Annotated in this window: 16 protein-coding genes and 1 tRNA gene; 9 read left to right on the top strand and 8 right to left on the bottom strand. The window is 52.0% G+C overall.

The genetic code is table 11. The annotated features are described in order from the left end of the window. The first annotated feature begins 40 nt into the window (after positions 1 to 40). Both AC6EI9_RS02985 and AC6EI9_RS02980 read left to right on the top strand, forming a co-directional pair. Positions 41 to 292, top strand: coding sequence for a Nif11-like leader peptide family natural product precursor (locus AC6EI9_RS02985; protein WP_498469027.1), 252 nt, complete (start codon positions 41 to 43; stop codon positions 290 to 292). Between the two features lie 152 nt (positions 293 to 444). Then, a complete protein-coding gene (locus AC6EI9_RS02980; protein ID WP_498469026.1) occupies positions 445 to 705 on the top strand; it encodes a Nif11-like leader peptide family natural product precursor in 261 nt (86 codons plus the stop codon). Between the two features lie 424 nt (positions 706 to 1,129). On the opposite strand, the gene AC6EI9_RS02975 is transcribed toward AC6EI9_RS02980, so the two are convergent. Together AC6EI9_RS02975 and AC6EI9_RS02970 are read right to left on the bottom strand one after the other, a co-directional pair. Continuing rightward, entirely contained in the window at positions 1,130 to 1,825 is a 696-nt protein-coding gene (locus tag AC6EI9_RS02975; RefSeq protein WP_498469025.1) for a hypothetical protein, read from the bottom strand. Positions 1,826 to 2,250: 425 nt separating this feature from the next. Further along, positions 2,251 to 2,523 carry a DUF3104 domain-containing protein gene (locus AC6EI9_RS02970; RefSeq protein ID WP_498469024.1) on the bottom strand — a complete coding sequence of 91 codons (273 nt, stop codon included), beginning with the start codon at positions 2,521 to 2,523 and terminating at the stop codon, positions 2,251 to 2,253. Positions 2,524 to 2,866: 343 nt separating this feature from the next. Here AC6EI9_RS02970 and AC6EI9_RS02965 point away from each other — a divergent pair, with 343 nt between their 5' ends. Then, a complete protein-coding gene (locus AC6EI9_RS02965) occupies positions 2,867 to 3,874 on the top strand; it encodes a carbamoyl-phosphate synthase (protein WP_498469023.1) in 1,008 nt (335 codons plus the stop codon). Between the two features lie 520 nt (positions 3,875 to 4,394). Here the strand turns inward: AC6EI9_RS02965 and AC6EI9_RS02960 are convergent. After that, a complete protein-coding gene (locus AC6EI9_RS02960; RefSeq protein WP_498469022.1) occupies positions 4,395 to 5,672 on the bottom strand; it encodes a hypothetical protein in 1,278 nt (425 codons plus the stop codon). 409 nt (positions 5,673 to 6,081) lie between these two features. Here AC6EI9_RS02960 and AC6EI9_RS02955 point away from each other — a divergent pair, with 409 nt between their 5' ends. Then, positions 6,082 to 6,654 (top strand): tyrosine-type recombinase/integrase, encoded by a 573-nt coding sequence (locus AC6EI9_RS02955; RefSeq protein ID WP_498469021.1) that lies wholly within the window; start codon positions 6,082 to 6,084, stop codon positions 6,652 to 6,654. A 661-nt stretch (positions 6,655 to 7,315) separates the two neighbouring features. On the opposite strand, the gene AC6EI9_RS02950 is transcribed toward AC6EI9_RS02955, so the two are convergent. Beyond that, the gene (locus AC6EI9_RS02950; protein WP_498469020.1) at positions 7,316 to 7,684 is read right to left on the bottom strand and encodes a hypothetical protein; all 369 of its coding nucleotides are present in this window, start codon (positions 7,682 to 7,684) and stop codon (positions 7,316 to 7,318) included. A gap of 385 nt (positions 7,685 to 8,069) precedes the next feature. Continuing rightward, complete coding sequence (locus AC6EI9_RS02945) at positions 8,070 to 8,219, bottom strand: hypothetical protein (RefSeq protein ID WP_498469018.1); 150 nt, start codon at positions 8,217 to 8,219, stop codon at positions 8,070 to 8,072. 151 nt (positions 8,220 to 8,370) lie between these two features. On the opposite strand from AC6EI9_RS02945, the gene AC6EI9_RS02940 reads away from it, so the two are divergent. From AC6EI9_RS02940 to AC6EI9_RS02930, 3 genes are all read left to right on the top strand, one after another. Further along, positions 8,371 to 8,444: transfer RNA gene (locus AC6EI9_RS02940), tRNA-Pro, on the top strand. Positions 8,445 to 8,930: 486 nt separating this feature from the next. Continuing rightward, entirely contained in the window at positions 8,931 to 9,797 is an 867-nt protein-coding gene (locus AC6EI9_RS02935; protein WP_498469017.1) for an ROK family protein, read from the top strand. 443 nt (positions 9,798 to 10,240) lie between these two features. Next, a complete protein-coding gene (locus tag AC6EI9_RS02930; RefSeq protein ID WP_498469016.1) occupies positions 10,241 to 10,573 on the top strand; it encodes a hypothetical protein in 333 nt (110 codons plus the stop codon). On the opposite strand, the gene AC6EI9_RS02925 is transcribed toward AC6EI9_RS02930, so the two are convergent. After that, positions 10,557 to 10,769, bottom strand: a complete 213-nt coding sequence (locus AC6EI9_RS02925) for a DUF8641 family protein (RefSeq protein ID WP_067097271.1) — start codon at positions 10,767 to 10,769, stop codon at positions 10,557 to 10,559. The two genes, AC6EI9_RS02930 and AC6EI9_RS02925, sit on opposite strands and share 17 nt — an antisense overlap. 301 nt (positions 10,770 to 11,070) lie before the next feature. On the opposite strand from AC6EI9_RS02925, the gene AC6EI9_RS02920 reads away from it, so the two are divergent. Continuing rightward, a complete protein-coding gene (locus AC6EI9_RS02920) occupies positions 11,071 to 11,523 on the top strand; it encodes a Fur family transcriptional regulator (RefSeq protein ID WP_498469014.1) in 453 nt (150 codons plus the stop codon). Between the two features lie 10 nt (positions 11,524 to 11,533). Here AC6EI9_RS02920 and AC6EI9_RS02915 read toward each other — a convergent pair whose 3' ends face one another. Next, positions 11,534 to 11,998, bottom strand: coding sequence for a DUF3721 domain-containing protein (locus AC6EI9_RS02915; protein WP_498469012.1), 465 nt, complete (start codon positions 11,996 to 11,998; stop codon positions 11,534 to 11,536). Positions 11,999 to 12,053: 55 nt separating this feature from the next. On the opposite strand from AC6EI9_RS02915, the gene AC6EI9_RS02910 reads away from it, so the two are divergent. Beyond that, positions 12,054 to 12,314, top strand: a complete 261-nt coding sequence (locus AC6EI9_RS02910; RefSeq protein WP_498469010.1) for a cell division protein SepF — start codon at positions 12,054 to 12,056, stop codon at positions 12,312 to 12,314. On the opposite strand, the gene arsS is transcribed toward AC6EI9_RS02910, so the two are convergent. Beyond that, positions 12,307 to 13,206 (bottom strand): arsenosugar biosynthesis radical SAM (seleno)protein ArsS, encoded by a 900-nt coding sequence (arsS, locus tag AC6EI9_RS02905; protein ID WP_498469008.1) that lies wholly within the window; start codon positions 13,204 to 13,206, stop codon positions 12,307 to 12,309. The genes AC6EI9_RS02910 and arsS overlap by 8 nt on opposite strands. Positions 13,207 to 13,300: the final 94 nt, after the last annotated feature.

Genomic DNA, 13,300 nt, shown 5'->3' with positions numbered 1-13,300 from the left:
AAGACATTATTGCTATAACAGTTAAAGACTTCAGATACCCATGACAGAAGAACAACTGAAGGCATTCATCGCCAAAGTTCAAGCCGATCCTTCACTGCAGGAACAGCTCAAAGCAGAAGGCGCTGACCCTGTTGCTATTGCCAAAGCTGCAGGCTTCTCGATCACCACAGAAGACTTAAAAGAGCATCGCCAAACCCTGCCTGATGATGAGCTGGAAGGTGTGGCTGGGGGGGCCTATAAACTTACAAATACCTGCATCCCAAACTGCTGCGCGGACACATTTAAAAAATAAATACTAGCTGAAAATTACGGCCACAGCCTACACACTCAAAGCCCTTGCATTAGCAGGGGCTTTTTATTTCTTCAATGACTTCCCTATTCGCTTAAAATGGCATCCGATACCTGGCAACTTGTAAACTCAAACAACAAACAATTTCTAATCTCATGTCAGAAGAGCAACTCAAAGCGTTCCTAGAAAAAGTCAAAGCAGACACCGGCCTTCAGGAGAAGCTCAAAGCAGCAGCTGATGCCAATGCTGTTGCTGCCATTGCCAAGGAAGCAGGTTTTAGTATTTCTGCTGCTGACCTAACCCAGGCTCAATCAGAACTTTCAGAAGATGAGCTAGAAGTCGTAGCTGGAGGACTTGAGAAGTCTACTCAAACTGGTGGCTGGGGCTCACACTGCGGTGTAGGTTGTTGCTGGTAAAAATCTAGTGTCCGTAACTTTTTCCCCTCGGCTTCAAAACTTACACACTCAAACCCTCTGCATTAACAGGAGCTATTTATTGCTTCAATCTCGCCAATAATCCCACAAATCAGCCTTCAATACTTTGCACGATTGAGCGCAGTTGGGCAGAGATAATCAGGGCTTAATTAGTAATCAAGCCTGCAATCAACTAGCTACTCCGGCCAATACTCACTCAGCAGCAGCCCGATCGACCGGGACGCCCGAGCACCGGTGAATCGTTATGGCCTGCAGCGATCCCAGGCACTGCCTTATGGACCGGCCCCCGCATTCATGCCACCAACTCCCTGCGATTCCTCAGCATTGACTCCAGCTTTTGCTTTCCATTGAGGGTTCGAGCTCTCATGGGTGTGAGACTGATTCCGGCGAGCTGTAGACCCCCTGGTCAACCGTGGACCTCCAAGCGGCGACGGGCATCTGCCTGAGTGCGGCGGATGGCAGCTCTCACAGGCAGAAGACAGGCGAACACATTCACTACAAGCAGCACCCAGAACACACCAACTGGAAGCCAGTTCACTGTCTCGCCGTCCGATAAACGGTGGAGGATCAACAACACGCCGCTAGTGATCAGCAGCAGGACAACACGTGCGACGACATCCCATAAAAATGGTGTAATGGTGCGCCGGGTAATCGCGTAATAGATGCCAGCAAAAGGCAGAACTGCATGCGCGAACGACCAGGGCCAGACACGATCGCGAAGGCGCAGCTCCAAAGCACGCTGTCGACTTGATTGCTGAGCATCCTCTGCCGAGCGTTGCTGCAACGCAAGATGGTCCGCACGAATGGAGGGGATCGACTCAACGATGATGCCCCACACGAGCAGGGTCAATCCGAATTGCAAGATCGGATCCAAGCGCCACCCCTGAAAAAACATGATCGATCCCACCAGCGGTAAGGCGATGCAGCGTCCGGCCAGGGTGACCAGAAGCCAAACCAGCCCGAGCCCCTGAAGCGACTCGAGCGGCTGATCCCGATCCATCAACACATCGAAGCGTCGCAACGACACCACGAGGGCAGGAACCCAGAGAGCCATGAGCAGCAGCCCCCAGAGCGAGGCCCAGTTCAGACTGGCATTCACCATCAACAGCTCCGCGTCATTCCCATATTGCTGTCCGCGACACTCAGACTTTTGCCTAGATGCAGCGCCTGCAGCTCATTGCACTGCATCAGCTGCACTGATCTCTTCAGCTGGTCGTGGAGATGGCCGACGCCTGATCGTCCAGGCCACCGTTGATATTCAGCAGCCCCGCCAAGCGCGCGGCTTTTTATTGACCTGGCTTGATATTGACCGTTTCTTTGGCCTTCTCAATTTCTGCGATTAGATCCTCGATTGTTCCGGATGATCCTTTGATTTTCTGAACTGCCCAGAGTGCTGACTCAAGACTGTCGATGAAGGTCTGGTTCTGATCAGGAAACTCAGTGCTGATGAGCTTGTAAACCATTACTGAGTTCTTGAGCAAGCGCTGAAGCTTAGTTGTTGTTCCCAAGCAGGGTCGACCATGGCCTCTAGCAGGCTTTCGGCAGGATGTGAGTCACCAGATCAGCGTTGACCCAGCGGATCACGCCTGAATCCACATCAGCGATCTGGAACAGGTTGTGGATCTTCGGATCGCGGGCAGCACCGCCATTGTGGATCACCTGCCCCATCCACCAATCCTTGTCGGCTGTCTCGCCGGTCATGGGGTCATGCTGCACCGCAACCGTCATCCCTGGAGCCACATCCAGAAAAACCGGACTCTCTGACTCGGGTGAGTTGTCGACCCCGTGATCGATTGACACGCTCGCGTGACAAGGACGCTTGTACTAGCCATGAACGCAAGAAGAGCCGCTCAGCCAAAGGGTTTGTTAAGCAGCCATAGAACCACTGCAAATACTGATGCGGTCGTCGCTGAATTGCGGTTCACGCAAGAAGCGATCTTTCCGGTGAGTGCAGCGCCATAGGTCGCCCCGTAAACAAAGCAAAACAGCACTGTGTAGAGAAGGAGGAGCCAGGGGTTCACTAATGAAATAAGCAACTGACCAGAGCTCTAGCAACACTGCAAAACCCGGGCCAGCACCCTCTCAGCCGCGACGGGCGCAACCAGGAAAAGCCCGGCATCATGCGCGGACTGACGCCATCCCAATGCTCCGCCGCCTCTCGATTGGACTGCTGGCTTCAGCTGTTGCCATCGCCCCAATGCCTTTGAAGGCACAGGACGGCAGTGCAGAGGATCTCGGCGATGTGATGAGCATCAGCCTCAAGGATGTGGTCAAGCCAACCCTTGGATTCCAGGGTGCGTTGCAGGGTGCGGGAACACCGAACCAAGCAGGCATCGGTGGGTTCCTGCCTCTCTCTGTTGGTGACAGCAGCATGTGGTTCGTTGATGCCCTGATCAACGCCAACTTCGCTGATCGAGCAGGTGACAGCAGCATCATCAATACCGAGGTGGCTGGCACCACCGTCAGCACCTCTTCAAGACTTGGCTATCGCTGGCTGAATAGTGACCGCAGTTGGATGTTTGGCATCAACGGTGGTTATGACAGCCGCCCGATGAATACAGGTGGGACCGATACCTGGGTCGATGTCAGCGGCACAGAGAAGAGTGCTTTCTTCCAGCAGGTGGCTTTAAATGCAGAAGCTGTTTCCAATGACTGGAACTTCAATGCTTATGCCTTAATTCCTGTTGGTGATACTGAGCAGAAACTGAACTGGTATTACCAAGGTGGTGCACTGGATACCTATGGGCTTGATGTAGGTTATTTCATCACGCCTGAGCTGAATGCCTCTGTTGGTTATTACTACCAAAATGGGGATGTAGGCGATGCTGATGGTTCTGGTGTGCTCGGACGCCTGGCTAATGAGATCAGCAGTGGCTTAACGGCTGGTGTGAATATCTCCTATGACGAGGCATTCGAGACCAAAGTTTCAGCCGATATTAAAGTTCGCTTTGGTGGTGCGAATACATCAGCACAGAGAAAAGAAGTTCAGCAATTACCAATGATCAATGCCTTAACGTCAACACCAAGCAACCGGGATGTAAGGGTGCACGACAGGGGTCACCCTCGTTTCATTCTAGGAGGCGATTATTGCTTGGGGAGCCCCCATGGACTTCAATTCTGCGCTCCCGTTACAGATGAACCGAAACGGTAACGGGAAAGGAAACGGGAAGAGGCACTACCGGGACCGTCAAGGTGATATTGCGCGCAATTGAGCAGAGATAGTCAGCGCTTAATTAGTAATCAAGACTGCAATCAACTAGCAACTCCGGCCAATACTCGTTCAGCGGCAGCCCGATCCACCGGGACGCCCGAGCACCGGTCGATCGTAATGGCCTGCAGGGATCCCCAGGCACTGCCTTATGGACCGGCCCCCGCAGTCACGCCACCAACTGCCTGTGATTCCGCAGTATTGACTCCAGCTTTTGCTTTCTATTGAGGGTTTGGTGTCGCATGGGTGTGTGACCGACTCCCTCCTCCGCTGCCAAGTCATTGAAGGATTCGCGGTGGGCAAAGTTGCTGTCAAAACTAAAAAACCCACTCGTGAGAGCGGGGCTCTTAGTTGATTGTTCTGCCGGGGGATAGATCAGCCTCGCTTCATGACCGCCCTGCTTTTCCCTTTTGGGTTTTTTATTGCTTTCAGCCTTAAGGCATCAGGATCCCCGACATTGGCATCAGAACAGAGTGGTCGTGCCGTCGCTGCTGTCAGATGGCTGACCAAAGAGGTTTTTGCTGAACGGATCGCCACCTTCATCCAGACCACCTTCGCCGCCGTTGTTACCGCCTTCACCAGGATTAATCAAGAAGCCAAGAGATGGATCAGCAATGAAGGTCCGCTTCATTTCAAAAGGATCGATAATTGTTTCATCAATAGGGCAGATAGCTCCTCGTTGATTCGTAAACCAATCATCAGCCTGAGCGGATCCAGCATCATTGTTCTGGTTGGCGCCTGGATTAATAAGGGGATCTTTATTTTCCCATTGCTCTTTGGCAATCTTTGCTGGATCTTTGCCGTTATACAAGTAATCCCTCACTGCCTCCATCATCTCAGCACTCCATGGCTTTCCATTAGGACCCCAATTCAAGCAATTATCTCGACTGCCACCATGCGCTGTACCAGCGAGTGCCAAACAAATATTTTGTGAAGTCTGCATAGCTTCTTGTTGCATCTCATTTTCTCCTGCTAATCCTATTGCAACAGCTAATCCCAAGATTGGGTTAACAGCACCAACGAGCAAACTTGCAGATGAGTCAAGTAGTGAATCCTCTTTATTCTCTGAATGTCCAACTTGAAAAGCAGAAATATAAGCACCTGGCCCATTACTTGCGATCTCTTTTACTGTGCTTGATCCAACTCCAGCTGCTTCAACAGCGTTGCCAGCCTTTACCCCAAGGTACGTTCCAACGGCTGCCCAAAAACTATTTTTAATAAAATCGACAACACTTCCACCTTCTACCCTTTTTTCCGTGCTCTCAGTACCACTTTTAGAATCACCACCGTTAGCGAGTGTTGAATCATATAAGCCTGCAAATGCTTTTTGCATGTCAGAACCGCCATCATCCTCTCGCTGCCAAGGAAGCAGGGTGTCTTCCTTACTAGCTGTTTTAGAGCCTGTTAGCTGATCTAACTTAGAGACATTGGTGCCAATGCTGAGAGGGCTTTCTTGCTTAGAGTTAAGACTCCCGAGTATTTCATCAGCAGTAGCTAGCTCGAAATCCTTTACCGTACTGTTTTTGCTTGGCTTGGAATCCTCGTTAATACCAAGAGGGTCAATTTGATCACGCTTATCAAAGTCTGCAACCACTGATCCATCTTGCTTGCCAGACTTTTGGTCATGCCACATAAACTTTGTTTTGTTGTATCCAAGGCTTTTTAGAGTGTTTGCGCTACCAGTAAAAGCTGGCTTGCGGAGATTGGTGTAGCGAGAGACTAATTTGATTTTGAAGGTCATGGATCTTGGAAGCGATGTGGTGGGTTATCGAGGGATCTCTCCCTCCGATGCACACACCATCTCTGGATTCAGCGTCTGACTCATTGACCTGGCTCAAGAAGAGCTGTGATCTTGCTCACAGCCCCCTCAGATCGATGGGAGTGAGTACGGCATCTAAAGAGCATTTATCTCTGACACCTCCCCCCATGGCATCGCAGCCATGTCGATCCTTTCCCCCGGGGGAGGGGGAGACATAGACGTTGCATCTCCTATCACCATCACTGGGTTCTCAACTGCGCCTCCCTATTGCTTCGCAATAAGGCCCGAAACCGGCCGGATTTGGGGTGCTCTGCCCAGAACGTCTGCTGTCACTCTTTGGTTGCTCTTCTAACAGTAGAGCAACTAGCGTTAAGGCTGATTTGAGCCTGCTGTGAAGGTCAATCGCCACGGTCAAGCGACGGTGCTCACCCCCGAGCAACTCGATGAGCTGTTGGCTGCTGCTCCGTCTCCTCGTTATCGGGCTCTGTGGTCTCTGCAGCGATGGTCGGCTGCTCGCATCACCGAGACCCTGGCCCTGACTTGGGGCGATGTTGCTGCCGGTCACGTCACCTATCGGAAGGCCACAACTAAGACAAAGGCCACCAAACAGATCCGCTGCACCGACAGGCTTCAGGCTGCACTGAATGATTACCGCCAGGCTTGGGCTGATGAGCATGGCCATGCCCCTGCAGCTGGTGAGGTGCTGTTTCCAGCTACTGGCAGCACCCAGACTCCAATGAGCAGACAGGCTGCTGACAAAGCATTGAGGGCCACCGCCAAGCGACTCGGGTTTGAGGGTGTCTCGACTCACAGTTTCCGTCGATCTTTTGCCACTGGTGCCCTGAAGCGCGGCGCATCATTGCCTGCAGTGCAGCGGGTTACGGGCCATCAATCACTTTCCGGGCTCACTCCCTACATCGAGGTTGATGAGGTTGATGTGATGGCAGCCCTGGCTGGTGCATAACTAAGGCCGACATTCTGATCAGCTGCCCGGCCGATGTTGCCGGGCTTTTAATGCCTTGCTGATCCTGGAATTACCTAATGCTTTATCTATGAGTACTTAGAGTTTGATATCAAGACCTAATTGCTCATCCTCAATGGACAGTCGCGATGATTATTACGAGCTTGATAATTAAAACCATCTATCATTTGCTTCTCATCTCGCCAATTAGTTGAACCGCCTCTCTCAATTTGAGCTTTTAGTGTATCTAAAAGAGCATATACTTGACTCTGGCTATAGCCAGAATCCAACATTACGCACGCTAATGATGCGACTCCCTGGCCAAAATCATATCTAGCAGCATGCGCCGGAGCCGCGGCAAGTAAGGCAACAAGAAGGAATAGTCTTTTCATGGCAATTGGGCGAAGGTGGAGACGTCTGAATTTGGCTGAATGGCCGACGATACTAGAGATGGCATTTCCGAGCAGTATCCCCCTGAACAGTTCATATCCACTCAACAAATAATCTGCTTTTTGACTTCTTCGATGGATCGCGCTGTAGCGATTAGTGAGGTTGATGAGAAATAGAATGGAGCTAAGTGATGCTTTCTCTCCTCTCGATTATTTTTGCCGCCGATTTGGGGGTGCCGGGGGGTTGCGATATGTGGGAGACGATACTTCTGAGATCAGTTATCCCGAGTGGTGATCTGGAGCAGTTTGGCCTGCAGGTTCACAGCCCCGATCGCGTTACTGTGCTGGTTTGTTTTGATCGAGAGCTCTGCAACCCGCTCCATTTTCTCCAGGGCACTAGCGACAAAATCCTTGCGTCCTTGGTTGTTCCAACGCTCAAGGATCACTGCTCTGGCCTCGTAGAGATAACTTTCAGCCTGCCTTTTGCTGACCCCCCATTCAGCCGTTGCGAGTCGAAGCATGACTCCAGTGGGTCTGCAGAGGCTGATCCATTCGACCATGCGTTCAATCCTGTTGTCTTTTACTTCTTTGCTGCATCGAGCAGTATGTTTTTTGCTGTATTTATCTGGTGTTTCGGCGCCCATGATTGATTCTGGCGTCAATAACTGAACCGATTTTAATCACCAAGCTGATGCACTGGAAGCGGGTAAAATCGTCCCTCTGATTGATTATTTAATTAAGTAGAGCGCAGACACAAACAACTCAAGTGATGCCCTAACTATGGGGGATAGAGCAACCGGCATTGAGCACGACTTAGCTCACTCTTCGCGATGCAGTCTCTGTATTGCTGCTCATAGTTGTTGGACTCAAAGGCAAATGCAGCAGCAAATACCAGTGCAAACAGACTGGCGACAGCGATGCCAGCAAGAGATCCCGAGTTTTTGGTTGTCTTGTCCATCAATCATTTCCCCCCACTTCAAGTTCCCCCGAATCCCTCCGATCCACATCCCCCATCCGGGTGATGCACTTCTATTCACTGCGGGTGATGCTGAAAAAGCCCACCTCTGGCAGGCCAAGAATGTCGGCAGCAGTTCTGTCCCGCTCAGCCAAGCGGTTGCTGTCGACGATGACCTGCACTTGGCTCCTGATCAGCTCGACTCCGATCCAGGAATTTGGCAAAGCGGGCGAGGAACCGGGCGACGCGGGCGACAGGCGGGCGAGGGATTGCCTCTAGATGACACCATCTGAGCACATATGGCGCAAGAGCTGAGACCCACTGCTGCAGCTTGTTTCGGCGAGATCGCCGTCAGGCCCTACTATGTGGGGGTAACGGGGCGTGGCGCAGCTTGGTAGCGCGGGTGCTTTGGGAGCACTAGGTCGCAGGTTCGAATCCTGTCGCCCCGATTGATGACTGAAAATCAGACAACAAACTCCAAGATGGTGTTTGTTGTGTGCTAAGGAAGATTATGGAAAAACTCTTGAAGATCATCGCTGTGATCTGTGCAATATCAGTGGCTGTAGTAACAGGATCTCTCTATGTGCGTGGTATCCGAGATGATATCAATGAGCAGGAAAAGCTCAATCAACGCCTCAAAGGGCTTTGTGACGAGGCAAGAAAGGCTGACTGGAGCGACCAACAACGCTCTGATTACCTTCGAAGACACTGCGAGGACTGAGTATTCAGCCAAACAGATTATAATTATTTTAATTTCGACAGAAAACCTTCAATCAGTTGCTACTGAGCTTGTGAGTTTATAGAAACCTTTCTATTTCCCTTTTTTAGAGTTTAGAATTGTTTGTTGATCACCCATGAAGGGGGCAAACCAGGATCGATCAGGCTGCGGAATCAGTCTCAGCCGTGGGCGTTAGCAAAATGCTCAACCAGGATTATTGAACCAGGGCATTCGCTTTGAAGGCGTTGAAACTGCGTATCTTGTTGCGATCACCATCTGTTGGCTTCTATTGATAGTTTCACACATATTTTCAGCGAAACCTGAAATTGTTGAAAAGTTGAGTTTTGGGAATAGACTGTCAAGAATATTAAGTGTACGAATGAAAAACCAAGCCAACACTCTCTGCATTGATATTGGTGGGACTGGTGTGAAGCTCATTGTTCTTGACCCCGAAGGGAATGGGCTTTGTGATCGTCAGCGGCAAGAAACTCCTCACCCAGCAACCCCGGAATCAATTCTTGAAGTGATTGAAGGGTTGACCAGCAAAGTGCCTGAATTTGATCGTGTGGCCGCTGGATTTCCTGGTGTCGTGCGTAATGGAGTTATTGAAACGGCTGCCAACTTAGACAGTCATTGGCCCGGCATCAATCTTGCAGCTCAGCTGGAACAGCGTTTGAAAAAGCCAACTCATGTGGCCAATGATGCAGATGTTCAGGGTTATGGATGTGTTTCTGGAAAGGGTGTTGAGATGGTGCTGACCCTCGGGACAGGAATGGGATCAGCCTTGTTTATTGATGGGCAGCTGGTCCCGAATCTGGAACTTGCGCATCATTTGTTTAAAAAGAAAAAGACGTATGAAGACTATGTCGGCAGACCAGCGCTTGAAGATATTGGCAAAGAGAAATGGATACAGCGTGTTGAAAGAGTGATATCAACAACAAAGCACATCTGGAACTGGGATTTATTACATTTGGGTGGTGGCAACAGTAAACTTCTCAAAGACGCGAAATTATCCAAAGAGGTAATTCTGCATTCCAATAAAGCCGGAGTGCTGGGTGGATATTTTTTATGGGAGCGCCATTAATGCAATCTAGCTTCACTTTAATGGATTGATTCTTGAAAAATCAAAGGCGTCATTCACGCAGATTCAGATAAATACTTTAAACTTTTGACGTAACAAGGCAACCCTGACAACCAACGATTGGCTCAGGCAATCATTCTGCCTACCCGATTATTTTGCCGATTCAACCGTTGAAGAACCAGGCAATGCTGTGAGTTGTGATGGCCTTGGTAGCTGTTGAAACCACAGCAGTCCGTTACAGAGTACAAACTTCTGGCCACTCGACGATTGATGGTGGAACTTCTCACAGCCCTTGCGGCTCTGCCGTTTCTCGCCGCTCTGGTCGTTGGAGCCCGAGAGGCTGAGCAGGATCAACGCTGAAGCGTGGCATTCGCAGCAGATCCGTGGCTATGCCTGTGGAAACGGGTTCGGTTATGCGCTGGCTGCTGGTTTTTTCCGGTCTCATCATGTCCGGGATCTGGGTTGATTTGAAAGCTGAGCAACGGCCACCTGAACTGCAAGCGGGCCAATCGATTTTGGTTGTCGACCAGACCTTGACATCAACAGGCTGGAATCCGGCGCCTGAAGGGCAAGTGCAGACCTTTGAGCAGACGCTGGCGGGCAATCAGCTGTCGTCACTGGCGTCCTGCTCAGGAACGGGTGTTGGTTACTGCCGATACGACTACCAGCGAAGCAACAAGAGGCTGGTCGTGGTCACGGTGCCTGCGAGCAAGCCCAATCAGGCTGGACGCGTCGCCCGTTGGTGGATGGAATCCGTGACGCTCAACCCAGCACATTGATCAATCTCAGGGTTCCCCAAAGGTCAAACACGCAGAAGATCAACCCAATCACAATCAGGTCCCAGGCACGGTGACGCAGTGCCCAAGGAGCCAGAAAGACTTCGGCAACGCCATGAAGTGCTGTTCCCAGTGCGATGTGTTCAAGCACCAGCAATCCATGAGCCAACAGGAAAAGGCCGCTCGCAACGAAGCGCATTAGCACCGACCAGGAGACCGACACTCTTTTCATCGAACGGAAAGTCAGCCTATCGGGTTTGCAGGCTCGAACCTCTCCAGGCTGTTGAGGCTTGTTAAGGCCGATGTGAGCTCAATCGGCATGAGCCTCTGCAAAAGCCTGTCCCAAATCTCACCAATTGGTGGTTGATGTCCCAGCTGGACTCATGCTTCGTATCAGAAGTCACTCACACGACCAGCCAAAGGAGAAAACAACTCGTCAACGAGCACTGGTGTTGACTCTCAATAGTGCGTACTATTGAGAAACACTGCATACCGTTTGCATGTCGCCTGCAACCTCTTCTGCTGAAGCGACCGGAACTCTGAAGAAGGGGCTGCACCAGGATGGGCGGCGAATGACGCCGCAAAGGCGCTTGGTGCTGGACCTGTTCGAGCAGATCGGCAGCGGCAGTCATCTCAGTGCAGAAGAGGTTCACCGTCAGCTTGTGGACAATCAGTCCAAGGTCTCGCTGGCAACCATCTACCGCACCCTGCGCCTGTTGGTGGAGATGGATTTTCTCCAGGAACTGGAACTACGTGATGGCGGCAGTCGTTTCGAGCTGGCGGATGCTGAACACATCCACCACCATCATCTTGTCTGCGTGCGCTGCGGGCTTACGGAGGAATTTGAGAATGAGGCGGTTCTCCAGGCAGGCCGTGATGCCTGCAAGCAATTCGATTTTGAACTGATCGATTCCAGCCTGAATGTGCGGGGCATCTGCACTGCTTGCCGCTGATCAGTGCTGGCTAGTGATGGCCCATTGAATGCTCGGCACAAGGCATCCAGTGACTGCCCATCTGGTGGACTCCCTCACAGCCGATCAGCTTGGCCTGTGCTTCAGCTTCAGCCTTGGTTGGATAAGCCAGGAGAAGTGGATCGTCCTCTGATTCAGCAGGAGCGTGGCTGTTGTGGTCATGGCTGCCACGCCCGCCGATCTGAACCAAACCCATGCTCATCGGTCCAACCGTCCAGACCCCCATGGTGTTGGCGCCGATCGCCAGCAGCCCCATTCCCACAATCGAAAGATTGATGACGCCCATGGCGACCACACCGATGGACACGACGCCCATCGGAACGATGCCGATACAGATCACGCCCATCGGGACAATTCCGATCGAAACAGTGCCGAGTGGAGCAATTCCGATAGCCAAGCGTTTGGGCTTACTGCCGCAGTGCGCTGGCGCCGAATCAGCTGATGAAGATTTGGTCATTTCTGCATGGTGACGGTTGCTGCGACTTTCCTCCAGCCTCGCCAGGCTGACAGTAATGAATCAATTCACTCAAGAGCATTTACGGGAACTGCTTGTGATCCGACCGCAAGACGTGACGGAGGGGATGGCCGCTGTTTTGGCTGTTCGCAGTCAGAAAACGGTCGTGCTTGATCTCACGTCCATGGAGATCGCCCAGGCACAACGCACTGCTGATTTCGTATCCGGTGGCGTGAAGGCCATCGATGGTGAGGAACACCGGCTCGGGGAGCATGTGTTCCTGTTCACGCCTGCTGGAGTTCAGGTCACGCTCAACTGAGCGAACCACCACAGCTGGACCCATTGCCAGCAGTGCACCCAAAGCAATGGTCTGCGACGGCAATCGGTTGATCCATCAGTCCATCCGCTGCACTGAGTAGATCAGCGAGCACTCGAGGGCCAGCGTTGGATGCAAGATTCAACTGTTGATTGAAATCGCAGTCGTAGAGAGCGCCTGTCCAGCTCACACTGATCAGGCTTCGGCACATGACCGCAGGGATGTTTTCCGGTCGATGGGCCTCACGCAAGATCTGCTGGTAGGGCTCGAGCTGACCCTGATGCTGCAAATCTCGCGCGAACCGCTGAATTGGCATGTTGGTGATCGTGAGCAGGTGAGAGAAGGAAATCCCGTGGCTCGAGAACAAAGCCTGCCGGTATTGAGCCTCAAGGGGTTCCTGAGCCGGTGGAAGAGAAGGGCCTGAAGGGTTGAACACCAGATCCAGTTGCAGGGGTGATCCGGGTTGGGCATATCCCAAATGATTCAACTGCTTGAGACCTGCAATGCTGCGCTCATAGACGCCCTGGCCTCGCTGTAGATCCACCCTCTCCTTTTCATAACAAGGCAGTGAGGCAACCACCCTCACAGCCTTCAACGCCAGGAATTCAGCAAGATCCTCATGCCCGGGTTCGCTGAGGATCGTGAGGTTGCAGCGATCAATCACTTCCACGCCAAGAGCCCTGGCCGCCGAAACAAGCTCACGAAACTGAGGATGCAGCTCCGGTGCACCGCCGGTGAGATCAAGACAGCGAAGATCAAGGCGGGCGAGCACTTCAGGGATCAGATCAATCAGCTCGCCAGCCATCATTTCTTTCCTCCAAGGGCCGGCATTCACATGACAGTGACTGCAGCTCTGATTGCAGCGATAGCCGAGGTTGACCTGCAGGGTGGTCAATTTCCCCCGGCGAACGGGGGGGAACCTCAGTGTTTCGGGAAAGGTTGATGTCAACGTCGGTGAGCGAGCTGAAGCCGTGACCTGTTGGAATTGT

It is taken from the genome of Synechococcus sp. MIT2312 (assembly GCF_059772315.1).
Note: the sequence above shows the minus strand (reverse complement) of the source record. Positions and strands in the feature narration are given on the sequence as shown.